19 protein-coding genes and 1 pseudogene are annotated in these 22,532 nt (G+C 60.4%); 11 read left to right on the top strand and 9 right to left on the bottom strand.

Features of this window, described 5'->3' with window-relative positions; genetic code table 11:
- Positions 1-32: 32 nt before the first annotated feature.
- From AC4IHP_RS07795 to AC4IHP_RS07760, 8 genes are all read left to right on the top strand, one after another.
- The gene (locus tag AC4IHP_RS07795) at positions 33-629 is read left to right on the top strand and encodes a superoxide dismutase (RefSeq protein WP_016773431.1); all 597 of its coding nucleotides are present in this window, start codon (positions 33-35) and stop codon (positions 627-629) included.
- Positions 630-956: 327 nt separating this feature from the next.
- Positions 957-3,008: a putative bifunctional diguanylate cyclase/phosphodiesterase gene (locus AC4IHP_RS07790; protein WP_016773430.1), complete on the top strand. Its 2,052-nt coding sequence runs from the start codon at positions 957-959 to the stop codon at positions 3,006-3,008.
- A gap of 218 nt (positions 3,009-3,226) precedes the next feature.
- Positions 3,227-4,579: an imelysin family protein gene (locus AC4IHP_RS07785; protein WP_217865393.1), complete on the top strand. Its 1,353-nt coding sequence runs from the start codon at positions 3,227-3,229 to the stop codon at positions 4,577-4,579.
- Between the two features lie 277 nt (positions 4,580-4,856).
- A complete protein-coding gene (locus AC4IHP_RS07780; RefSeq protein ID WP_490831358.1) occupies positions 4,857-6,284 on the top strand; it encodes a di-heme oxidoreductase family protein in 1,428 nt (475 codons plus the stop codon).
- A gap of 27 nt (positions 6,285-6,311) precedes the next feature.
- The gene (locus AC4IHP_RS07775; protein ID WP_024014143.1) at positions 6,312-7,376 is read left to right on the top strand and encodes an imelysin family protein; all 1,065 of its coding nucleotides are present in this window, start codon (positions 6,312-6,314) and stop codon (positions 7,374-7,376) included.
- 14 nt (positions 7,377-7,390) lie between these two features.
- The gene (locus AC4IHP_RS07770) at positions 7,391-8,491 is read left to right on the top strand and encodes a DUF1513 domain-containing protein (RefSeq protein WP_490831357.1); all 1,101 of its coding nucleotides are present in this window, start codon (positions 7,391-7,393) and stop codon (positions 8,489-8,491) included.
- A 166-nt stretch (positions 8,492-8,657) separates the two neighbouring features.
- Positions 8,658-9,806 carry an efflux RND transporter periplasmic adaptor subunit gene (locus AC4IHP_RS07765; RefSeq protein WP_460121114.1) on the top strand — a complete coding sequence of 383 codons (1,149 nt, stop codon included), beginning with the start codon at positions 8,658-8,660 and terminating at the stop codon, positions 9,804-9,806.
- Positions 9,807-9,819: 13 nt separating this feature from the next.
- Positions 9,820-12,846, top strand: coding sequence for a multidrug efflux RND transporter permease subunit (locus tag AC4IHP_RS07760; RefSeq protein ID WP_490831356.1), 3,027 nt, complete (start codon positions 9,820-9,822; stop codon positions 12,844-12,846).
- A gap of 260 nt (positions 12,847-13,106) precedes the next feature.
- Here AC4IHP_RS07760 and AC4IHP_RS07755 read toward each other — a convergent pair whose 3' ends face one another.
- From AC4IHP_RS07755 to colR, 5 genes are all read right to left on the bottom strand, one after another.
- A complete protein-coding gene (locus tag AC4IHP_RS07755) occupies positions 13,107-13,334 on the bottom strand; it encodes a hypothetical protein (RefSeq protein WP_041479852.1) in 228 nt (75 codons plus the stop codon).
- Between the two features lie 2 nt (positions 13,335-13,336).
- A complete protein-coding gene (locus AC4IHP_RS07750) occupies positions 13,337-14,053 on the bottom strand; it encodes a lipopolysaccharide kinase InaA family protein (protein WP_460121119.1) in 717 nt (238 codons plus the stop codon).
- A gap of 3 nt (positions 14,054-14,056) precedes the next feature.
- Entirely contained in the window at positions 14,057-14,725 is a 669-nt protein-coding gene (locus AC4IHP_RS07745) for a class I SAM-dependent methyltransferase (RefSeq protein ID WP_460121121.1), read from the bottom strand.
- Positions 14,726-14,874: 149 nt separating this feature from the next.
- On the bottom strand, positions 14,875-16,158 hold the full coding sequence (locus AC4IHP_RS07740) for a sensor histidine kinase (protein ID WP_460121123.1): 1,284 nt from the start codon (positions 16,156-16,158) through the stop codon (positions 14,875-14,877).
- Positions 16,148-16,831: a two-component system response regulator ColR gene (colR, locus tag AC4IHP_RS07735; RefSeq protein ID WP_016773421.1), complete on the bottom strand. Its 684-nt coding sequence runs from the start codon at positions 16,829-16,831 to the stop codon at positions 16,148-16,150. The genes AC4IHP_RS07740 and colR overlap by 11 nt, the downstream gene beginning before the upstream one ends.
- 207 nt (positions 16,832-17,038) lie before the next feature.
- Here colR and AC4IHP_RS07730 point away from each other — a divergent pair, with 207 nt between their 5' ends.
- Positions 17,039-17,782 carry a phosphatase PAP2 family protein gene (locus AC4IHP_RS07730; RefSeq protein WP_490808358.1) on the top strand — a complete coding sequence of 248 codons (744 nt, stop codon included), beginning with the start codon at positions 17,039-17,041 and terminating at the stop codon, positions 17,780-17,782.
- A gap of 189 nt (positions 17,783-17,971) precedes the next feature.
- Here the strand turns inward: AC4IHP_RS07730 and groL are convergent, their stop codons facing one another.
- The 4 genes from groL to AC4IHP_RS07710 all read right to left on the bottom strand — a co-directional run bounded on the left by groL (position 17,972) and on the right by AC4IHP_RS07710 (position 21,480).
- Positions 17,972-19,618 (bottom strand): chaperonin GroEL, encoded by a 1,647-nt coding sequence (groL, locus tag AC4IHP_RS07725; protein WP_064365078.1) that lies wholly within the window; start codon positions 19,616-19,618, stop codon positions 17,972-17,974.
- A 50-nt stretch (positions 19,619-19,668) separates the two neighbouring features.
- On the bottom strand, positions 19,669-19,962 hold the full coding sequence (locus AC4IHP_RS07720; protein WP_007916610.1) for a co-chaperone GroES: 294 nt from the start codon (positions 19,960-19,962) through the stop codon (positions 19,669-19,671).
- 247 nt (positions 19,963-20,209) lie between these two features.
- Positions 20,210-20,686: an FxsA family protein gene (locus AC4IHP_RS07715; RefSeq protein WP_016773418.1), complete on the bottom strand. Its 477-nt coding sequence runs from the start codon at positions 20,684-20,686 to the stop codon at positions 20,210-20,212.
- 71 nt (positions 20,687-20,757) lie between these two features.
- Positions 20,758-21,480 carry a HugZ family pyridoxamine 5'-phosphate oxidase gene (locus AC4IHP_RS07710; protein WP_490831355.1) on the bottom strand — a complete coding sequence of 241 codons (723 nt, stop codon included), beginning with the start codon at positions 21,478-21,480 and terminating at the stop codon, positions 20,758-20,760.
- A 163-nt stretch (positions 21,481-21,643) separates the two neighbouring features.
- Here AC4IHP_RS07710 and AC4IHP_RS07705 point away from each other — a divergent pair, with 163 nt between their 5' ends.
- A complete protein-coding gene (locus AC4IHP_RS07705) occupies positions 21,644-22,402 on the top strand; it encodes an SDR family oxidoreductase (protein WP_490831354.1) in 759 nt (252 codons plus the stop codon).
- A gap of 5 nt (positions 22,403-22,407) precedes the next feature.
- Positions 22,408-22,515, top strand: a pseudogene (locus tag AC4IHP_RS07700) (metal ABC transporter ATP-binding protein); the annotation flags it as partial.
- Positions 22,516-22,532 lie beyond the last annotated feature (17 nt).

Raw genomic sequence — 22,532 nt, 5'->3', positions numbered from 1 at the left:
TCACCGCAACAGACCTGATTAGGAGAATCATCATGGCTTTCGAATTGCCGCCGCTGCCTTACGCACACGATGCCCTGCAGCCGCACATCTCCAAGGAAACCCTGGAGTTCCACCACGACAAGCACCACAACACCTACGTCGTGAACCTGAACAACCTGGTGCCAGGCACCGAGTTTGAAGGCAAGACCCTGGAAGAAATCGTCAAGACTTCTTCGGGCGGCATCTTCAACAACGCCGCTCAGGTCTGGAACCACACCTTCTACTGGAACTGCCTGGCGCCAAACGCCGGCGGTCAGCCAACCGGCGCACTGGCAGATGCCATCAACGCCGCGTTCGGTTCGTTCGACAAGTTCAAGGAAGAATTCAGCAAAACCTCGATCGGCACCTTCGGTTCCGGCTGGGGCTGGCTGGTGAAAAAGGCTGACGGTTCCCTGGCCCTGGCCAGCACCATCGGCGCCGGCAACCCGCTGACCAGCGGCGACACCCCGCTGCTGACCTGCGACGTCTGGGAACACGCTTACTACATCGATTACCGCAACCTGCGTCCGAAGTACGTTGAAGCGTTCTGGAACCTGGTCAACTGGAAGTTCGTGGCCGAGCAGTTCGAAGGCAAGACCTTCACTGCTTAAGCTGCACGCCAGTCAAGAAACCCGGCTTCGGCCGGGTTTTTTTATGTCCGCGCATGGCGTTTGTCGCACGGCAAAAGCAGCTTCGCGCCGTTTGCTGCCAGCCTGCAGCCGACTACCATCAGAGACATGAAAAAATCTTTGACCCGGTGCTCAAGTTGCGGGCAACTGCAACCGACACAGTAATTCAGAGCTATTACTCAAATGACCACATGGCGGCCAGGTTACCGGCGAATTTTCCCGTGCCTGATTGTCCCTTTGACGGCCAACCCGGGATTGCCAATACTCATGGCAACTTGACGCCATCCGCACGGAACAAGGAATACCTCTTTGAAGCTGGAACTCAAGAACAGCTTGTCGGTGAAGTTGCTCCGGGTCGTGCTCCTGTCGGCATTGATCGTAGGCGTAGTCTTGAGCTGCGCGCAGATTGTCTTCGATGCCTACAAGACTCGTCAGGCGGTGGCCGGTGACGCCGAGCGCATCCTCGACATGTTCCGCGATCCATCGACCCAGGCCGTCTACAGCCTGGATCGGGAAATGGGTATGCAGGTGATTGAAGGGCTGTTCCAGGACGACGCCGTGCGCCAGGCCTCCATCGGCCACCCCAACGAAGCCATGCTTGCGCAGAAATCCCGCGAGTTGCAGCACTCCAACAGCCGTTGGCTGACCGACCTGATTCTCGGTCAGGAACGCACCTTCACCACGCAACTGGTCGGCCGTGGCCCTTACAGCGAGTACTACGGCGACCTGAGCATCACCCTCGACACCGCCACCTATGGCGAGGGTTTCATTGTCAGCTCGGTGATCATTTTCATCTCCGGCGTGCTTCGTGCGCTGGCATTGGGGCTGGTGCTGTATCTGGTCTATCACTGGCTGCTGACCAAACCGCTGTCGCGGATCATCGAGCACCTCACCGAGATCAACCCGGATCGTCCCAGCGAGCACAAGATCCCGCAGATCAAGGGCCACGAAAAAAACGAACTGGGCCTGTGGATCAATACTGCCAACCAACTGCTCGAGTCCATCGAACGCAATACCCATCTGCGCCACGAAGCGGAAAACAGCCTGCTGCGCATGGCTCAGTACGACTTCCTCACCGGTCTGCCGAACCGCCAGCAATTGCAGCAGCAACTGGACAAGATTCTTGTCGATGCCGGCAAGTTGCAGCGCCGCGTCGCCGTGTTGTGCGTCGGCCTGGATGATTTCAAAGGCATCAACGAACAATTCAGCTACCAGACCGGCGACCAGTTGCTGCTGGCCCTGGCCGATCGCTTGCGCGCGCACAGCGGTCGCCTCGGCGCCCTCGCCCGCCTCGGCGGCGACCAGTTCGCGCTGGTGCAGGCCGACATTGAACAGCCTTACGAAGCAGCGGAACTGGCGCAGAGCATTCTCGATGACCTCGAGGCGCCCTTCGCCCTCGACGATCAGGAAATCCGCCTGCGCGCGACCATCGGTATCACTCTGTTTCCGGAGGACGGCGACAGCACCGAGAAGCTGTTGCAGAAAGCCGAGCAGACCATGACCCTGGCCAAGACCCGCTCGCGCAATCGCTATCAGTTCTACATCGCCAGCGTCGACAGTGAGATGCGCCGTCGTCGCGAGCTGGAAAAAGACCTGCGTGACGCGCTGATCCGCGACCAGTTCTACCTCGTCTACCAGCCGCAGATCAGTTATCGCGATCACCGCGTGGTCGGCGTCGAAGCGCTGATTCGCTGGCAACATCCGGAACATGGTCTGGTGCCGCCGGACCTGTTCATTCCGCTGGCCGAACAGAACGGCACGATCATCGCCATTGGCGAGTGGGTGCTCGATCAGGCCTGCAAGCAATTGCGCGAATGGCACGATCAGGGTTTCGTCGATCTGCGCATGGCGGTCAATCTGTCCACCGTGCAACTGCACCACGCCGAGTTGCCACGGGTGGTCAACAACCTGCTGCAGATGTACCGCTTGCCACCGCGCAGTCTGGAACTGGAAGTCACCGAAACCGGCCTGATGGAAGACATCACCACCGCCGCCCAGCATCTGCTCAGCCTGCGCCGCTCCGGTGCACTGATCGCCATCGACGACTTCGGCACCGGCTATTCGTCGCTCAGTTATCTGAAAAGCCTGCCGCTGGACAAGATCAAGATCGACAAGAGCTTCGTCCAGGACCTGCTCGATGACGACGATGACGCGACCATCGTTCGCGCGATCATTCAACTGGGCAAAAGCCTGGGCATGCAGGTGATTGCCGAGGGCGTGGAAACCGCCGAGCAGGAAACCTACATCATTTCCGAGGGTTGCCACGAAGGTCAGGGCTACCACTACAGCAAACCGCTGCCTGCGCGGGAGCTGGGTATTTACCTCAAGCAGGCGCAACGCAGCAACGCGGCGATTCTTTAACGATCAAAAGATCGCAGCCTCAAAGATCAAAAGATCGCAGCCTCGTTGCACTCGTCAGCTCCTACAGTGAAACGAAGCTGCGATCTTTTGATCCTGACGCGCAAATAAGAAATATTTCCACCCACGCCTTTACACATAATGCGAAAGATTTGCATTATGTCGCAGTTTTGCGCGCCCCCGGCGCCAGTCCACTCAACTACCGAAGCAGGATGTTCGCCATGATTCGTATGCCTCTGGCTACCGCCAGTCTGCTGGCCATCGCTATTTCCCTCGCCGGTTGCGGCGAAGGCAAGGACAAAGAAAAAGCCTCCGAAATGACTCCGGCTTCCAGCAGTGCTGCTCCAGCCCCTGCCGCTGCACCTGCTCCTGCCGCCGGTAAAGTTGACGATGCCGCCGCCAAGGCTGTGGTCGCGCACTACGCCGACATGGTCTTCGCCGTTTACAGCGATGCCGAATCCACCGCGAAAACCCTGCAAACCGCCGTCGACGCGTTCCTCGCCAAGCCGAACGCCGACACCCTCAAAGCCGCCAAGGCTGCCTGGGTCGCCGCGCGCGTGCCGTACCTGCAGAGCGAAGTATTCCGCTTCGGCAACACCATCATCGACGACTGGGAAGGTCAGGTTAACGCCTGGCCATTGGACGAAGGCCTGATCGACTACGTCGACAAATCCTACGAGCACGCGCTGGGTAACCCGGGCGCCACCGCCAACATCATCGCCAACACCGAAGTGCAGGTCGGCGAAGACAAGGTCGACGTGAAAGAGATCACCCCGGAAAAACTCGCCAGCCTCAACGAGCTGGGCGGTTCCGAGGCGAACGTTGCCACCGGCTACCACGCGATCGAATTCCTGCTCTGGGGCCAGGATCTGAACGGCACCGGCCCGGGTGCTGGCAACCGTCCGGCCTCGGACTACCTGGAAGGCGCCGGCGCCACCGGTGGTCACAACGAGCGTCGTCGTGCCTACCTGAAAGCTGTGACCCAACTGCTGGTCAGCGATCTGGAAGAAATGGTCGGCAACTGGAAGCCGAACGTGGCCGACAACTACCGCGCCACGCTGGAAGCCGAGCCAGGCGAAACCGGCCTGCGCAAAATGCTCTTCGGCATGGGCAGTCTGTCCCTGGGTGAACTGGCGGGCGAACGCATGAAGGTTTCCCTGGAAGCCAACTCCCCTGAAGACGAGCAGGATTGCTTCAGCGACAACACCCACTACTCGCACTTCTACGATGCCAAAGGCGTGCGTAACGTTTACCTGGGCGAGTACACCCGCGTCGACGGCACCAAGCTGACCGGTGCCAGCCTGTCGTCGCTGGTAGCCAAGGCCGACCCGGCTGCCGACACCGCGCTCAAAGCCGATCTGGCCGCGACCGAAGCGAAGATCCAGGTCATGGTCGATCACGCCAACAAGGGTGAGCACTACGACCAGTTGATCGCTGCCGGCAACACCGCTGGCAATCAGGTCGTTCGCGACGCCATCGCCGCGCTGGTCAAGCAGACCGGTTCGATCGAAGCCGCTGCGGGCAAACTGGGCATCAGCGACCTGAACCCGGACAACGCCGATCACGAATTCTGATCACAGCGTCCGCGTCAAAAAGAGGCGACCTTCGGGTCGCCTTTTTCATTCCCGGCACATCACTATCCCTGTGGGAGCGAGCCTGCTCGCGAAGGCTTGATCCGGCGCAGCATTTTCAGCGCGTCGGGCGCCGCTTTCGCGAGCAGGCTCGCTCCCACAGGGTTGGCATGCGCTTTAAGACTTGCGCGACATCAAGCAAACGATAATTCCTCTTATTCAAACTCCCCCGCCCTGTTAGACTTTGCGCCTTTGTTTTCGCCCGTTTGCAGGATGTCTGATGCCGTCGTTGCCGCTTCGCTTGTCCGCACTGTTGCTGGCCCTGGGCCTGAGTGCCTGCGATGACGCCCCGCGTTTCACCAAGGCCGAGCCGGGTGAAGCGCGTTCGGGCGGTGCGGCGACTGTGCGCAAGAGCGATCAGAACGCCTTTTCCCTGCCATCGGCCAACCTGCCGCCCTCGCGGCGCGTGGATTTCAGTGTCGGCAACAGCTTCTTTCGCAGCCCGTGGGTGATCGCGCCATCGACCACCACGGCGCGTGACGGCCTCGGACCGTTGTTCAATACCAACGCCTGCCAGAACTGCCACATCAAGGACGGTCGCGGTCATCCGCCGGCACCTGACGCAAGCAATGCGGTGTCGATGCTGGTGCGCCTGTCGATTCCCGACGCGCCGCCCTACGCCAAAGTCATCGAACAGCTCGGCGTGGTGCCGGAGCCGGTGTATGGCGGGCAGTTCCAGGACATGGCCGTGCCCGGCGTCGCCCCGGAAGGCAAGGTGCGCGTCGACTACACACCAGTGCCCGTACGGTTCAAGGACGGCACCGAGGTCGAGTTGCGCAAACCGACCCTGCAGATCACTCAACTCGGTTACGGCCCGATGCACCCGGACACGCGTTTTTCCGCGCGGGTGGCGCCGCCGATGATTGGTCTGGGCCTGCTCGAAGCCATCCCTGAGCAAGCGATCCTCGCCAACGCTGCCGCGCAAGCCAAGGAGAACAACGGCATCAACGGCCGGCCCAACCGTGTCTGGGATGACCAGTTGCAGAAAACCGTTATCGGCCGGTTCGGCTGGAAAGCCGGGCAGCCGAATCTCAATCAACAGAACGTTCACGCGTTCTCGGGTGACATGGGCCTGACCACCAGTCTGCGGCCATTCGACGATTGCACCGAGGCACAAACCGCCTGCAAACAGGCGCCGAACGGCAATGGCCCGGACGGTGAGCCGGAAGTCAGCGACAACATTCTGCGTCTGGTGCTGTTCTACAGCCGCAATCTCGCAGTGCCGGCGCGCCGTGGCGTCAACGATCCACAGGTGCTGGCCGGCAAGAATCTGTTTTTCCAGGCCGGTTGCCAGTCGTGCCACACGCCTACATACACCACCGCCGCCGATGCCGCCGAACCGGAATTGGCCAATCAGGTGATTCGTCCGTACAGCGACTTGCTGCTGCATGACATGGGCGAAGGCCTGGCGGACAACCGTACGGAATTTCAGGCCTCCGGCCGCGACTGGCGCACCCCGCCGTTGTGGGGGATTGGTCTGACGCAAGCGGTCAGCGGTCACACGCAGTTTTTGCACGACGGCCGCGCTCGCAACCTGCTCGAAGCGGTGCTCTGGCATGGCGGCGAAGCGACGGCTGCACAGCAACAGGTTTTGTCTTTCAATGCCGAGCAGCGCGCTGCGTTGCTGGCGTTTCTGAACTCACTTTAAATACTGAAAAAGCATCGGGAGCCCGACATGTTCCGTCCCAAGTTACTGTTCACCAGCCTTGCCGCGCTCGCCCTCGGCGCCTGCTCGCCGCAGGACCCGCAAGCGGTCACCTCGGCGGCGATCGCCAAATCGGTGATCCTGCCGACCTACACTCGCTGGGTCGAAGCCGACCGGCAACTGGCGGTCAGCGCCCTCGCCTATTGCCAGGGCAAGGAAAGCCTGGAAACTGCCCGTGCCGATTTCCTCCACGCGCAGAAAGCCTGGGCCGAACTGCAACCGCTGCTGATCGGTCCGCTGGCCGAGGGCAATCGTTCGTGGCAAGTGCAATTCTGGCCGGACAAGAAAAACCTCGTCGGCCGTCAGGTCGAGCAACTGGTCGTCGCCCAGCCGCAGATCGACGCCGCCGCCCTGGCCAAATCCAGCGTCGTGGTGCAAGGCCTGTCGGCTTACGAATACATCCTCTTCGATGCCAAGCCTGACGTCGCCAACGACGCGCAAAAAGCCAAATACTGCCCGCTGCTGATCGCCATCGGCGAACGTCAGAAGCAACTGGCCGAGGAAATCCTGCAGGGCTGGAACAACACCGACGGCATGCTCGCGCAGATGAGCAAGTTCCCCAACCAGCGCTATGCCGACTCCCACGAAGCGATCGCCGATCTGCTGCGCGTCCAAGTGACGGCACTGGATACTCTGAAGAAAAAACTCGGCACGCCGATGGGCCGTCAGAGCAAAGGCGTGCCGCAGCCGTTCCAAGCCGACGCATGGCGCAGCCAGTCGTCGCTGACAGCGCTGGAAGCCAGCCTCGCAGCGGCGAAAACCGTCTGGGAAGGCGTCGACAACAAAGGCCTGCGCGGTCTGCTGCCGGCGGAGCAGAAACCGTTGGCGGACAAGATCGATGCCGCCTATGCCGCTTCGCTCAAGCTGTTCGACAGCACCCAGCGCTCGCTGGGCGAAATGCTCGAAGACGACGCCGGTCGCCAGCAACTCAACGATATCTACGACAGCCTCAACGTCGTCCATCGCCTGCATGAAGGCGAGCTGGCCAAGGCGCTGGGCATCCAACTGGGCTTCAATGCCAACGACGGTGACTGATGAGGGCGAGTGCCATGCTGCGACGTCAGGTTCTGACTTTAGGTTGTGCACTGCTGGGAGCAGTGTCGCTGGGCGGCTGGACGCTGTTCAAACGCAAGGATCAGAGCCCGCTGTTGCTGTCGGCGCGCGACGATACTGACGGCAAGCATTACGCCGTCGGCTATCGGCTCGACGGTACGCGGGTATTCGCCACCCATGTCGGCCAGCGCTGCCACGACATCATCAACCACCCCACGCAGCCGCTGGCGCTGTTCGTTGCACGGCGTCCGGGTACCGAGAGTTACCTGATCGACCTGCGCGACGGCACGTTGCTGCAGACCGTGACCTCGCAGCCGAACCGGCACTTCTACGGCCATGCCGTGGTGCACAAGGACGGCGAATACCTGTACGCCACCGAGAACGACACGAGCGATCCCGGCCGTGGCCTGCTCGGCGTGTACAAGTTCGAGGGCGAACGGCTGGTGCACACGGGCGAGATTTCTACCCACGGCCTCGGCCCGCATCAGGTGTCGTGGATGCCCGACGGCGAGACGCTGGTGGTGGCCAACGGCGGGATTCGTACCGAAGCGGAAAGCCGCGTCGACATGAACCTTAACGCCATGGAACCGAGCCTGGTGCTGATGCAGCGCGACGGCACATTGCTGAGCAAGGAAACCCTCGCCCAGCAGATGAACAGCGTGCGCCACCTGGGCATCGCCAGTGACGGCACCATCGTCGCCGGCCAGCAATTCATGGGCCCGTCTCACGAGCGCTCCGAGCTGTTGGCGATCAAGCGGCCGGGACAAGCGTTCGTGGCATTCCCGGTGGCAGAGGATCAATTGCAGGCGATGGGGCACTACACCGCCAGCGTCGCGGTGCACAGCGATCTGCGTCTGGTCGCATTGACGGCACCGCGCGGTAACCGTTTCTTTATCTGGGATCTGGACAGCGGCGAACTGCGCCTCGATGCGCCGCTGCCGGATTGTGCCGGCGTCGGAGCAGTGAAGGATGGCTTTGTCGTGACCTCGGGTCAGGGCCGTTGCCGTTACTACGATTGCCGTCAGGAACAGTTGCTGGCCAAGCCGCTGGAATTGCCGGCGGGCCTCTGGGACAACCATCTGCACCTGATGGCGTAAAACACCCTCAAAAAGTCGCAGCCTTCGGCAGCTCCTACTTTAGAATGCAATCCCCTGTAGGAGCTGCCGAAGGCTGCGATCTTTTGCTGTGTTGGCAGTTGGATTCCCTGCCACTCTCGGAGTAATGTGCCCGCCTGTCTCATGATTTATCCAAGGAACTGGACTTATGCTGCGTCGCCGCATGCTGATCATGTTGGGTGTTGTTTTGCTGCTCGTCCTGGTGCTGGGCGGATACAAAGCCTTTTCGATCTACACGATGATCCAGGGCTTTTCCAAACCCAAGCCGCCGATCAGCGTCGCCGTGGCCACTGCCGGCGAACAGCCGTGGCAGATGCGCCTGCCCACCGTCGGCACGCTCAAGGCGCTGCAAGGCGTTGACCTGAGTCTGGAAGTCGCCGGCACCGTCACTGAACTCAAATTCGAATCCGGGCAGAAGGTCAAGGCCGGACAACCGCTGCTGCAACTCGACAGCGCCGTCGAATCCGCTCTGCTGGAAACTGCTCGCGCCGATCTCGGCCTGGCGCAGCTTGATTTCGGCCGTGGCGCGCAACTGGTCGACAGCCGCGCGATCTCCAAAGGCGAATACGACCGCCTCTCCGCCGTGCTGCAAAAGAACAAGGCCACGGTCAATCAGCTCAACGCGTCGCTGGCGAAAAAGCGCATCCTTGCGCCGTTCAGCGGCACCATCGGCATCCGTCAGGTCGACGTCGGCGACTACCTCGCCAGCGGTACCAAAATCGCCACGCTGCAGGACTTGAGCAGCCTCTACGCCGACTTCTACGTGCCGGAGCAATCGGTGCCGAAACTCGCTATCGGTCAGCCCGTACAGTTCACCGTCGCCGCGTATCCCGGACAGAACTTTGCCGGCAAGATCAGCGCGATCAACCCGATCGTTGAAAGCACCACGCGCAACATCCTCGTCCGCGCCACGCTGGCCAACCCCGACGGCAAGCTGTTACCGGGGATGTTCGCCAGCCTTGAGGTGCTGCTGCCCGATCCGCAGAAACACATCGTGGTACCGGAGAGTGCGATCACTTACACCCTGTACGGCAACTCGGTGTACGTGGTCGGGCAAAAGAAGGCTGAAGACGGCAGCGTCGCCAAGGATGACAACGGCCAACCGCTGCTGATCGCCGAACGCCGGTTCGTCGAGACCGGGGAACGCCGCGATGGCCTGGTGATGCTCAACAAGGGCGTGCAGAGCGGCGAACAGGTGGTGACGGCGGGCCAGATCAAACTGGACAACGGTGCCCACATCGCCATCAGCGACGACAAGACCCTCGGCCAGCAGAACAGTCCGCCGCGCGCCGACTGATCAAGGAATCCTCATGGCTTTTACCGATCCGTTCATCCGCCGCCCGGTGCTCGCCACCGTGGTCAGCCTGCTGATTGTGCTGCTGGGCTTCCAGGCCTGGAGCAAGCTGCCGCTGCGCCAGTACCCGCAAATGGAAAACGCCTTGATCACGGTGACCACGGCGTACCCCGGGGCCAACGCCGAAACCATTCAGGGCTACATCACCCAGCCGATGCAACAAAGCCTGGCCAGTGCCGAGGGTATCGACTACATGACTTCGGTCAGCCGGCAGAACTTCTCGGTGATCTCGATTTACGCGCGCATCGGCGCCAACACCGACCGCTTGTTCACCGAGCTCCTGGCCAAGGCCAATGAGGTGAAGAACAAGCTGCCGCAGGACGCCGAAGACCCGGTGCTGAGCAAGGAATCCGCCGATGCTTCGGCGCTGATGTACATCAGCTTCTTCAGCAAGGACCTGAGCAACCCGCAGATCACCGATTACCTGTCGCGGGTCATCCAGCCGAAACTGGCGACGCTGCCGGGCATGGCCGAAGCGGAGATCCTCGGCAACCAGGTGTTCGCCATGCGCCTGTGGCTCGACCCGGTGAAACTCGCCGGCTTCGGCCTCAGCGCCGCCGACGTGACTGCGGCGGTGCGCCAGTACAACTTCCTCTCCGCCGCCGGCGAAGTGAAAGGCGAGTACACCGTCACCAGCATCAACGCCAACACCGAACTGAAGTCCGCCGAAGCCTTCGCGGCGATTCCGCTGAAGGTCGATGGCGACAGCCGGGTATTGCTGCGTGATGTCGCGCGGGTGGAAATGGGCGCGGAAAACTATGATTCGATCAGCTCGTTCGGCGGCACGCCGTCAGTGTACATCGGCATCAAGGCCACCCCCGGCGCCAACCCGCTGGACGTGATCAAGGAAGTGCGCAAGCTGATGCCCGAGCTGGAAGCGCAGCTGCCACCGAACCTGAAAAGTGAGATCGCCTACGACGCGACGCTGTTCATTCAGGCCTCGATTGATGAGGTGGTGAAAACCCTGTTCGAAGCGGTGCTGATCGTCATCGTCGTGGTATTCCTGTTCCTCGGCGCGCTGCGTTCGGTAGTGATCCCGGTGGTGACCATTCCACTGTCGATGATCGGCGTGATGTTCTTCATGCAGATGATGGGCTACTCGATGAACCTGCTGACGCTGCTGGCGATGGTGCTGGCCATCGGTCTGGTGGTGGACGATGCGATCGTCGTGGTGGAAAACATTCACCGGCACATCGAGGAAGGCAAGACGCCGTTCGACGCAGCGCTGGAAGGCGCCCGGGAAATCGCCATGCCAGTGGTGTCGATGACCATCACCCTGGCGGCGGTGTATGCGCCGATCGGTTTCCTCACCGGGCTGACCGGGGCGTTGTTCAAGGAATTTGCGCTGACCCTGGCCGGCGCAGTGGTGATTTCTGGCGTCGTGGCCCTGACGCTGTCGCCGATGATGTGCGCGTTTCTGCTGCGCCACGAAGAGAATCCCAGCGGCCTGGCCCATCGTCTCGACCGGATTTTCGACGGGCTCAAGCGCCGCTATCAAAGGATGTTGCACGGCACGCTGAATACCCGGCCGGTGGTACTGGTGTTCGCGGTGATCGTGCTGTGCCTGATTCCTGTCTTCCTCAAATTCACCAAGTCGGAACTGGCGCCGGACGAAGACCAGGGCATCATTTTCATGATGGCCAGCGCGCCGCAGCCAACCAACCTCGACTACCTGAGCACCTACACCGACGAATTCATCACCATCTTCAAAGAGTTCCCGGAGTACTACTCTTCGTTCCAGATCAATGGCTATAACGGCGTGCAGGCCGGTATCGGTGGTTTCCTGCTCAAGCCATGGAACGAGCGCAGCCGCACGCAGATGGAAATCCTCCCCGAGGTGCAGAGCAAGCTGGAGAGTATTCCCGGCCTGCAGATCTTTGGTTTCAACCTGCCCTCCCTGCCCGGCACCGGTGAAGGCCTGCCCTTCGAATTCGTAGTCAACACCGCCAATGACTACGAGTTGCTGCTGCAAGTCGCCGAGCGCATCGAGAAACGCGCCATGGAGTCGGGCAAGTTCGCCTTCGTCGACCTCGATCTGGCGTTCGACAAACCGGAAGTGGTGGTGGATATCGACCGCGACAAGGCCGCACAGATGGGCGTGTCGATGCTCGACCTCGGCGGCACGCTGGCGACCTTGCTGGGCGAGGCTGAGATCAACCGCTTTACCATCGACGGCCGCAGCTACAAGGTCATCGCCCAGGTCGAACGGGCCTACCGCGACAATCCTGACTGGCTGAACAATTACTACGTGAAAAACACTCAGGGCGAATTGCTGCCGCTGTCGACCTTGATCAAGGTCAGTGACCGCGCCCGACCGCGCCAGCTCAATCAGTTCCAGCAACTCAACGCGGCGAAGATTTCCGGTTTCCCGCTGGTGAGCATGGGCGAAGCCATCGACACCGTGCTGCAGATTGCCCGCGAAGAAGCACCGGCCGGGTTTGCCTTCGATTACGGCGGCGCCTCACGGCAGTACGTGCAGGAAGGCAGTGCCTTGTGGGTCACGTTTGCCCTGGCACTGGCGATCATCTTTCTGGTGCTGGCCGCGCAGTTCGAGAGCTTCCGCGATCCGCTGGTGATTCTGGTGACGGTGCCGCTGTCGATCTGCGGTGCGCTGATTCCGTTGTTTCTCGGCTGGTCGAGCATGAACATCTACACCCAGGTCGGGCTGGTAACGCTGATCGGCCTGATCAGCAAGCACGGCATCCTGATCGTCGAGTTCGCCAACCAGTTGCGCAAGGACAAGGGCCTGAGCGCCCGTGAAGCCGTCGAGGAAGCAGCGGCGATTCGCTTGCGCCCAGTGTTGATGACCACCGCAGCAATGGTGTTCGGCATGGTGCCGCTGATTCTGGCGACCGGTGCGGGTGCGGTGAGCCGCTTTGATATCGGCATGGTGATTGCCACGGGAATGTCGATTGGCACGTTGTTTACGCTGTTCGTGCTGCCGTGTGTCTACACCTTCCTGGCGAAACCGGATCGCAAATAACAGGCATCACCCTGTGGGAGCGAGCCTGCTCGCGAATGCGGCAGTTCAGTTGATCGTTCCCACGCTCTGCGTGGGAATGCAGCTCGGGACGCTCCGCGTCCCATTGGAACGCGCAGCGTGCTTTGAGGCGTTCCCACGCAGAGCGTGGGAACGATCAAGCAAGATCAAAAGATCGCAGCCTTCGGCAGCTCCTACAAAATCCGTATTCCAAAATAAAAGGCCTCGCAACTGCGAGGCCTTTTATTTGGGCTTGAATCGTGTCAACTGGCTGGCCTCATCCCTTGGGACAGTCCGAACATGAACAACAACAAATCATGATCGGGCTGGGTCGCCACGGAGGCTTTCGCCACCCGTGGAACCGAACAATGAGCGTCGTTCCCGGACGCCCCTATGACCTGCATGCGCGGCTGCTCCCAGGCAGCCACCGCCAGTGAAGCAACTGCCAAGGCCCCAATCAGGAACAAACCTCGTGCAATTTCTAGTTTCATCGCTATAAACCTTTGATAGCGCTGCCAAACGCCGTCTCATAAAAGTAGACGAGTTTTTTCCAGTCGGCATCGCGGAACGACGAATGGCGACGCAGTTGCTTCATGTCATGCTGCGCGGCGCGATAGGGGGTCAGACGCTGGCGGCACTTCTCCAGATCGATCAACGCCACTTCAACTTTCGCCGCTTCGCCTTCGCCGGTGACGCGAACGAAAACGTGTTTGATGTAGATGCAGCTGTGCTGCCAGCGGCCCTTGTGCATGCGCGCCAGGTTTTCGGCGAGGTCTTTGAGCACGCGCTCGTAAACCACGTCGCCGCATTGATCGCGACCACCGGCGGCGGCCAGCCAGTGTTCCAATTCCTGGAAACCGTCGAGGGATTTGGTGACGAGCAGTGCGCGCCACTTGTGTTGCGGGTCGGGCTGAGCACCGCAGAAGACGATCTGCGGAACGCGCACGCCAAGTTTGCTCACGCCGGTCAGCGCATCGAGTTCACGCAATACGGTCGGGCGACCGAAGGGGTGCAACCAGCTGCGATAGATGTGCCCGGTCTGGCGCTTGGCGTACAGCAACTGGCCGTCACGGCCGACGATGCGCTGTACCCCGCTTTCGCCACCGCGACGTACGTTGGGTTCTTCCACCCATTCGCCACGCTGGGCCCAGTAGTAATCGAAACCATCCTGTGGAGCGACATTCGCTTCAACTGCTGCTTGCACTGCCATCCTCTACCTCTTGCGTAATACGTAAACCCGCCACATCGCATAGAGCGGTATAAAGTCCAGTTGTTCCTGAATGCGGAAACCCGCTTGTTCGAATTCTTTTTCGATCGTCACCGCCGGAATCAAAAAGCGATTCTGGTAATCACGATTCGGCCGGTCGAGCTCGGCGCGTTTGCGCTTCCAGGCCTTGAAGTTGCCGTCGACCCACAATGAAACAATCACGCTGTCACGGGTTACGCGCTCGAATTCGCGCAGGATCACCTTGCGGTGCTCGGCTTCACCGATATGGTGAAGAAGGCGCATGCAGAAGATGCTGTCGACCGCGTTGTCCGGCAGCGCAATATCGAACGCCGAGGTGTGCAGCGGTTGTACACGCTTGACCACATCGGCTGGCTGCCCTTGCAGCGCGGTCTTGATCATCGACTCGGAATTGTCCGCACCGATGATCACCCGGTTGGGCTTTTCCGCGAGCATTGGCCAGAAGCGTCCGGCACCGCAGGGCAGATCCAGCACCAGACCGGGATCCCCCGCAAGCGCCAGGGCCTTGCGACCCAATTGCTCGTCGCGCCAGTGCGACAGGCGGCGGCCCAGGCTTTCCTTGTGCTTGCGCAGGTAACGTTGTGCGTGTTGGTCGTCGTACTTTTCGGAAAAATCGAGTTTGATCGGGTCGGCCATCATCTGGACTCCTGTTCTGATGACGCCACCTTAAGCAGCGGCGTGTCAGCGTCAGGTCATCCAATTGTGAAAATTCTGTCAGGTAAATCTGTAAAGTATTACAACGTTATACAGGATTTAGACAGGTGGGCGGGAGTAGCCTCGAGCCACTATTTGCCGCTATTCACGCCAAGATCTACCTCGAATCGGCAGCCATTGGGCTCCATCGTGCTCAGGCTGACCGTCCAGCCCTGGTTTTCGCAAATGCGCTGAACCAGTGATAGGCCGAGGCCGAGGCCTTCGCCACGTTTTTCACTGCCACGCACGAATGGTTCAAACATCGCCTCACGTTTTTCCTCGGGAATACCCACCCCCGAGTCCTCGACGATGAAGCCGCTGGCGGTAAGGGTAAGGCGAATGAAGCCCTCTTCGGTGTAATGCAGTGCGTTACGCAGCAAGTTGCCCATCACCGCATTGAGCAAGGTCGCGTTGTAACGAGTGTCCGGTGGATCGCCCGGCTCGAACATCAGCGTCAGGCCCTTGCGCTCGATCGGATCGCGCCACAGGCACAGCAGGCTTTCGGCTACTTGCGTGAGGTTCTGCTGCGGCGCGGCGCCGGCCTCTTCGTTCTGTGCGCGTGCCAGCATCAGGAAGGTCTGCACCAGCTCGCGCATCTCCTCGCTGGCCCGGGCAATACGCTCGACCTGGGCGCGACCGCGCTGATCGATACCGGGGTTTTCCAGCAGCAATTCGCAGGAACTGGCCAGGACCATCAGCGGCGTGCGCAATTCATGGCTGACGTCGCTGGTGAACAAACGCTCGCGGTTCAACGCCTGACGCAAGCGTCCCAGCGTGGCATCGAATGCCACCGCCAGTTCACCGACTTCATCCGCCGCGTAGTCCGGCGCCAGGGGTGGCGCCAGCCCGAGCAACTGGTCGCGATGACGGACCTGCCGCGCCAGCCGCACCACCGGCGCCATCACCTTGCGCGCGAGCACCCAGCCGAGAAAAACCGCCAATGCCAGGCTGAGCACGAAGCCCACCAGCACCACGGCAAACAGCACGCGCTCGCGCTCTTCGAAATCGCTCTGGTCCTGCAGCAAAACATAACGTCGACCATCCACCACTTCGACCATGGCGTGATAGGACAGCTGCTCACGAAACACTTCATGGAAACCGGCATCGAGATGACGCAGATCCTTGGGCAGGTCGAAATCCCCCGGCCCGCCACTGAAGTAGAACAACTGATCCGGCTCGGGGCGATGGCTCCAGTCGGAGACGTTGTCCATCAGCAGCAAACGTTGCAGGTCGCCACCCAGCCCTGCGGAAATCAGCTTCTCTTCCACCAGGTGCACCGTCGCAACGATACCCATGGCGAAAGCGCCGGCGACCAGTGCGCTCATCAGCGCAAAGGCGATGATGATCCGCTGCGAAAGACTCTGCTTAAACTCCATCTCGCCCCTCGGCCAAGCGATAACCGACACCGTGCACGGTGTGCAGCAGTGGCTTGGCGAATGGCTTGTCGATCACTTGGCGCAACTGGTGAACATGGCTGCGCAGGCTGTCGCTGTCGGGGCAGTCATCGCCCCACAGCGCTTCCTCGAGAATCTCCCGACGCAGCACGTGCGGGCTCTTCTGCATCAACACCGCGAGCAGCTTGAGACCGACCGGGTTGAGCTTGAGCAGCTTGCCTTCGCGGGTCACTTCCAGAGTGTCGAGGTCGTAGCTCAAGTCTCCGACCTGCAACGCCCGGCGGCCGCCGCCCTGCGCACGGCGCATGACCGCTTCGACGCGCGCGGCCAGCTCGGACAGCGCAAACGGTTTGATCAGGTAATCGTCGGCGCCGGACTTGAAGCCCTGCAGACGGTCGTCGAGTTGGTCGCGGGCGGTGAGCATGATCACCGGCGTGTCACGCCGGGCGTCTTCGCGCAGGCGTTTGCACAAGGTGTAGCCGTCGATGCCGGGCAGCATGATGTCGAGCACGATCAGGTCGTAATGCTCGGTCGCCGCCAGATGCAGACCGGACAGACCATCCTGGGCGCAATCGACGGTATAGCCTTTCATGCCCAGGTAATCGGCCAGATTGGCCAGGATGTCGCGGTTGTCTTCGACCAGCAGAATTCGCATGGGCACCTCCTCCGAACGGGGTAACGGCCGTCTTGGCCCGCGCAGCTTACGGCCAAGTGTGGCTCAGGGCTAGGGGCGTTTTGCGATAAACCTGCGCTGCGCGCTGCGACGTTTTTTTCACTTTCGGTTAACAAATCGCCGACGCCAGCGCGTGCAGACTCCGCGCGATTACGCTCTCTCCTCCGTTCATCGACCAAGGAATCTGCCATGGTGTCGACCTCTGCCCTCCCCGCTTCAAGACCGCTCAACTGGTGGCTGTGTCTGGGCATTCCAGCGGTGGCGGCGATCATTCTGCTGTTGCTGGAACTGACCGATCTGGACATGGTTCTGGCGCAAATGTTCTACGACCCGGTCGCCGGCGATTTCATCGGGCGGCACAGCTATTTCCTTGAAGACATCCTGCATGACCGGGCGAAACAGGTGGTCATCGGTTTTTCGGTGTTCGCCATTCTCGGTTTCATCGGTGCCTTTTTCATTGAACGACTGAAACCGTTCAAGCGCGAGCTGGGCTGTCTGGTGCTGTCGCTGGGGCTGGCGACTTCTTTTGTCACTCCGGTCAAAGCAGTCACCGCCGTGCAATGCCCGTGGAGCCTGGAGCAATTCGGCGGCCATGAGACCTACAGCAAACTCATGGAACATCGCCCCGCCACGGACAAGCCGGGACGTTGCTGGCCGGGTGGCCATGCAGCGACCGGTTTTACCCTGTTTGCATTGTTCTTCGTGCTGCGTGACCGCCGTCCACGACTGGCGCGGCAGGCGTTTGTGTTCGCCTTTGCGCTGGGTTCGGTGTTCTCGATCAGCCGCATGATGCAGGGCGCGCACTTCTTTTCGCACAACGTGTGGACGGCGATTTTCTGCTGGCTGATTTGTCTGGGAGCTTATTACTGGGTGCTTTATCGCCCGGCAGGCAAGACTTCGACGGCGATGAACACACAGCCGATCAACGCCTGAAATAAACAACCTGTGGGAGCGAGCCTGCTCGCGAATTGTCGGCTCAACTGGCTTGCATGTCGGATGACAGACCGCTTTCGCGAGCAGGCTCGCTCCCGCAGGGGCTATCAGTGGGCTTCGGAATCCGGGCAATAAAAAACCCCGCTGACTTTCGCCAGCGGGGTTTTGCGTTACAGGGCCAGGGTTGGCTTACATCATGCCGCCCATGCCACCCATGCCGCCCATGTCTGGCATACCGCCGCCAGCTGCACCTTCTTTCTTCGGTGCGTCGGCAACCGCTGCTTCGGTGGTCAGGATCAGACCACCGATGGAGGCTGCAGCTTGCAGAGCCGAACGGGTTACCTTGGTTGGATCCAGGATGCCCATTTCGATCATGTCGCCGTATTCGCCGGAAGCAGCGTTGTAACCGAAGTTACCTTTGCCGTTCTTCACTTCGTTGACGACGACGCTTGGCTCGTCACCGGAGTTGGCAGCGATCTGACGCAGCGGCGCTTCAACAGCGCGACGCAGCACAGCGATACCGACGTTCTGGTCAGCGTTGTCGCCGGTCAGCTCGGTCAGTGCTTCCAGAGCACGGATCAGCGCCACGCCACCGCCAGGTACCACGCCTTCTTCAACGGCTGCGCGGGTTGCGTGCAGGGCGTCTTCAACGCGGGCTTTCTTCTCTTTCATTTCAACTTCGGAACCAGCGCCAACCTTGATCACCGCAACGCCGCCGGACAGCTTGGCCAGACGCTCTTGCAGTTTTTCACGGTCGTAGTCCGAGGAAGTTTCGGCAACCTGGGCACGGATCTGAGCGATACGGCCTTCGATGTCTGCCTGTACGCCAGCACCGTCAACGATGATGGTGTTTTCCTTGGACAGGGTCACGCGCTTGGCGTTACCGAGGTGCTCCAGGGTGGTGCTTTCCAGGCTCAGACCGATCTCTTCGGAGATAACGGTACCGCCGGTCAGAACAGCGATGTCCTGCAGCATGGCCTTGCGACGGTCGCCGAAGCCCGGTGCCTTGACGGCAGCGACTTTGACGATGCCACGCATGTTGTTCACAACCAGAGTCGCCAGGGCTTCGCCTTCAACGTCTTCGGCCACGATCAGCAGTGGGCGGCCGGCTTTGGCAACGGCTTCCAGCACTGGCAGCATTTCGCGGATGTTCGAGATTTTCTTGTCGACCAGCAGGATCAGCGGGCCGTCGAGCTCGGCAACCATGGTGTCCGGCTTGTTGACGAAGTATGGCGACAGGTAGCCACGGTCGAACTGCATGCCTTCTACAACCGACAGTTCGTTTTCCAGGCCCGAGCCTTCTTCAACGGTGATCACGCCTTCTTTGCCGACTTTTTCCATGGCTTCGGCAATGATGTCGCCGATGGAGTTGTCGGAGTTGGCCGAGATGGTGCCGACCTGAGCGATGGCTTTGAAGTCAGCGCATGGCTTGGACAGGGCTTTGAGCTCTTTGACAATGGCGATGGTCGCCTTGTCGATGCCGCGCTTGAGGTCCATCGGGTTCATGCCGGCAGCGACGGCTTTCAGGCCTTCGTTGACGATCGACTGAGCCAGAACGGTAGCGGTGGTAGTACCGTCACCAGCGTCATCGTTGGCACGGGAGGCAACGTCTTTGACCAGCTGCGCGCCCATGTTTTCGAAACGATCTTCGAGTTCGATTTCTTTGGCGACGGAAACGCCGTCCTTGGTGATGGTCGGAGCGCCGAAGCTCTTCTCGAGGATCACGTTACGGCCTTTCGGGCCCAGGGTCGCTTTTACCGCGTCAGCCAGAACGTTGACGCCTTTGAGCATCTTGGAGCGGGCGGCATCGCCGAACTTAACTTCTTTAGCAGCCATGATCGATATTCCTTAAATACTTTGTAGTAACGGGAAAATGAACGGGGATATCAGCCTTCGATAACCGCGAGAATTTCGTTCTCGCTCATTACCAGCAGGTCTTCGCCATCGACTTTCACAGTGTTGCTGCCGGAGTAAGGACCGAACACAACCTTGTCGCCTTCCTTCACGGACAGTGCACGCACTTCACCGTTTTCCAGAGCTTTGCCCGGGCCTACAGCGAGAATCACACCGTGGTTGGCTTTTTCAGCAGCCGAACCTGGCAGGACGATACCGCCAGCGGTTTTCTTTTCTTCTTCGCTGCGACGGATGACGACGCGGTCATGCAGAGGACGAAGCTTCATTGTCGATCTCTCCTAATTGTGGTTTTCATCGGCCGGTGTAGTCCCGGCGGGTTTAACGAATCCGGCCTGCGCCGGTTGCGGTCCGTCGAGCGAACCGCGCAAGTCTGTCCGGTTTGAATACCGGAAACCTTTCGGTGACCGATACATAGGGGCGTACAAGCCGATTACAAGGGCTGGCGGAAAAAATTTTTCATCAAGACACAGTAAATAACAGCCATAAACGAGCACGGCACCCGCAGGTGCCGTGTCACTTGTTGTCGCGGTGTTCGAACTCGCCTTCGATCACATTCGGCTCTCGACCCAGCGGCTCGCGCGGGGCCGGGCCGCCACGGGGTTGCAGGTCGTCGGCAAAGGCGCGCTGACGCATGGCCTGGTCTTCGGCGCGCTGGCGCATCTTGTTCGCCAGCAAGCGACGGGTGACCGGCAACAGCATCACCAGACCGACCACGTCACTGATGAAGCCGGGAATGATCAACAGGCCACCGGCCAGCGCCAGCATCAGGCCTTCGAGCATGGTCTGCGCGGGCAGTTCGCCGCGGTTCAGGCTTTCCCGGGCACGCAGCGCGGTGGCCAGACCGGCGACGCGCAGCACGAACACACCGAACATCGAGCCGAGAATGATCAGCAGCAGGGCCGGGAAGAACCCGATAGAGCCTGCCACTTTGACGAATACGAACAGCTCCAGCACTGGAAACAGCAGAAAGAGCAACAGAAAAGGGCGCATCAAAGTTTCCTCAACGCAAGAAATGCCTTGCAGTAAGCCTTAGATGACGTCGCCCTTGCGTGAATTCAAGCTTAACTTTGCGCTTTTTTCGGCCAGGACTGGGCGTGAGCCAGAGAAACCAAGGCCTCGCGCACTTGTGTCGGCGTATTACATGGCGCTGCAAAGGGAAGCCAATAGACCGCCTGACCGATGCGCAGGTGCATGCCTTCGCTGTCGATCCCGGCCAGTTGCGCCGGCACGCTGTTCGGCAGCCCGGCGAGTTCGACGTAATGGGCGATGGCCTTGGCGTGGTCGCTGTTCATGTGCTCGACCATGCTGACTTCCGCCTTGCCGGCGAAAGGGTTGGCCAGGGTCAGATGGTCGATCCAGTGAATCGCGCCAAAACCGCCGATGTAGCGATGACGCACCGGATTGAGCACCCAGAAATCGAAATCGTGGGCCTGATAATTCTGCGAGTCGGGGAAGTAGCGGTAATAACGCTCGGCGGCAGCCTCAATGGCTGCCGGGTCTTCGAGCTTCTGCGCTTCGGCCAGACAAGTCAGCCGCCCGACCGCCTGCACATCGTCGGCCTCGCGCTCGCCCACCAGCATCGAACACTTCGGATCTTTCAGCAGGTTATGGGTGTGCTGGGCGATACGGCTGATCAGGATCAGCGGCCGGCCCTGCTCGTCCAGGCAATACGGCACAACCGAGCCAAAGGGAAAACCCGGCATCGATTTGGAGTGGGTCGACAGTACTCCACGGTATTCCTTGAGAAGCAATTCTCGGGCATTCTTCGCCACTTCAGCGCTCAATTTATGACTCCTTAAATGGGTTCCGTCTAGAAAACGGACAGGCGCGCAGCGAAAAGTAACCGGCGCGCATCGGGCAAATGTTCGTGTGCTACCAGGCCGGACCAGTGCCGATCGAGCGTTGCCGACAACAAAAACAACTCAGACCTGCCAGCGGGACATGCGAATGCAACTCAACGACAAAGTAATCATTATCACCGGCGGTTGCCAGGGTTTGGGCCGTTCCATGGCGGAGTATTTCGCCGGCAAGGGCGCGAAGCTGGCCCTGGTCGATCTGAATCAGGAAAAACTCGACGACGCCGTAGCCGCCTGCAAAGCCAAAGGTGTCGAAGCGCGCAGCTACCTGTGCAACGTCGCCAATGAAGAACAGGTCGAGCACATGGTCGCGCAAGTGGCCGAAGACTTCGGTGCCATCCACGGCCTGATCAACAACGCCGGGATCCTGCGCGATGGTCTGCTGCTGAAGGTCAAGGACGGCGAAACGACCAAGATGAGCCTGGCCCAGTGGCAGGCGGTGATCGACGTCAATCTGACCGGCGTGTTTCTTTGCACCCGTGAAGTCGCAGCGAAGATGGTCGAGTTGAAGAACAGCGGCGCGATCATCAACATTTCGTCGATCTCCCGCGCGGGCAACGTCGGCCAGACCAACTATTCCGCAGCCAAGGCTGGCGTCGCAGCCGCGACCGTGACCTGGGCGAAGGAGCTGGCGCGTTACAGCATTCGCGTCGCAGGCATTGCCCCGGGTTTCATCGAAACCGAAATGACTTTGGGCATGAAGCCGGAAGCGCTGGAGAAGATGACCTCGGGGATACCGCTCAAGCGCATGGGCAAGCCGGAAGAGATTGCCCATTCGGCGGCGTATATCTTCGAGAACGACTACTACACCGGGCGGATTCTGGAGATGGATGGCGGGTTGCGGATCTAAGCCCAATTACACAAGCCAATGTGGGAGCGAGCCTGCTCGCGAAGGCGTCGTATCAGGCAACTGATGAGTTGAATGACACACCGCTTTCGCGAGCAGGCTCGCTCCCACAGGTTTTTCAGCGCTGCTGATG

The sequence above is a fragment of the Pseudomonas sp. UF-293 genome (assembly GCF_058245595.1).
Note: the sequence above shows the minus strand (reverse complement) of the source record. Positions and strands in the feature narration are given on the sequence as shown.

What these genes read in the sequence shown, in the direction of transcription:
- AC4IHP_RS07795 (WP_016773431.1), top strand. Translation starts at nt 33, where the DNA reads ATGGCTTTCGAATTGCCGCCGCTGCCTTACGCACACGATGCCCTGCAG.
- AC4IHP_RS07785 (WP_217865393.1), top strand. Translation starts at nt 3,227, where the DNA reads ATGATTCGTATGCCTCTGGCTACCGCCAGTCTGCTGGCCATCGCTATT.
- AC4IHP_RS07780 (WP_490831358.1), top strand. Translation starts at nt 4,857, where the DNA reads ATGCCGTCGTTGCCGCTTCGCTTGTCCGCACTGTTGCTGGCCCTGGGC.
- AC4IHP_RS07775 (WP_024014143.1), top strand. Translation starts at nt 6,312, where the DNA reads ATGTTCCGTCCCAAGTTACTGTTCACCAGCCTTGCCGCGCTCGCCCTC.
- AC4IHP_RS07770 (WP_490831357.1), top strand. Translation starts at nt 7,391, where the DNA reads ATGCTGCGACGTCAGGTTCTGACTTTAGGTTGTGCACTGCTGGGAGCA.
- AC4IHP_RS07765 (WP_460121114.1), top strand. Translation starts at nt 8,658, where the DNA reads ATGCTGCGTCGCCGCATGCTGATCATGTTGGGTGTTGTTTTGCTGCTC.
- AC4IHP_RS07760 (WP_490831356.1), top strand. Translation starts at nt 9,820, where the DNA reads ATGGCTTTTACCGATCCGTTCATCCGCCGCCCGGTGCTCGCCACCGTG.
- AC4IHP_RS07755 (WP_041479852.1), bottom strand. Translation starts at nt 13,334, where the DNA reads ATGAAACTAGAAATTGCACGAGGTTTGTTCCTGATTGGGGCCTTGGCA.
- AC4IHP_RS07750 (WP_460121119.1), bottom strand. Translation starts at nt 14,053, where the DNA reads ATGGCAGTGCAAGCAGCAGTTGAAGCGAATGTCGCTCCACAGGATGGT.
- AC4IHP_RS07745 (WP_460121121.1), bottom strand. Translation starts at nt 14,725, where the DNA reads ATGGCCGACCCGATCAAACTCGATTTTTCCGAAAAGTACGACGACCAA.
- AC4IHP_RS07740 (WP_460121123.1), bottom strand. Translation starts at nt 16,158, where the DNA reads ATGGAGTTTAAGCAGAGTCTTTCGCAGCGGATCATCATCGCCTTTGCG.
- colR (WP_016773421.1), bottom strand. Translation starts at nt 16,831, where the DNA reads ATGCGAATTCTGCTGGTCGAAGACAACCGCGACATCCTGGCCAATCTG.
- AC4IHP_RS07730 (WP_490808358.1), top strand. Translation starts at nt 17,039, where the DNA reads ATGGTGTCGACCTCTGCCCTCCCCGCTTCAAGACCGCTCAACTGGTGG.
- groL (WP_064365078.1), bottom strand. Translation starts at nt 19,618, where the DNA reads ATGGCTGCTAAAGAAGTTAAGTTCGGCGATGCCGCCCGCTCCAAGATG.
- AC4IHP_RS07720 (WP_007916610.1), bottom strand. Translation starts at nt 19,962, where the DNA reads ATGAAGCTTCGTCCTCTGCATGACCGCGTCGTCATCCGTCGCAGCGAA.
- AC4IHP_RS07715 (WP_016773418.1), bottom strand. Translation starts at nt 20,686, where the DNA reads ATGCGCCCTTTTCTGTTGCTCTTTCTGCTGTTTCCAGTGCTGGAGCTG.
- AC4IHP_RS07705 (WP_490831354.1), top strand. Translation starts at nt 21,644, where the DNA reads ATGCAACTCAACGACAAAGTAATCATTATCACCGGCGGTTGCCAGGGT.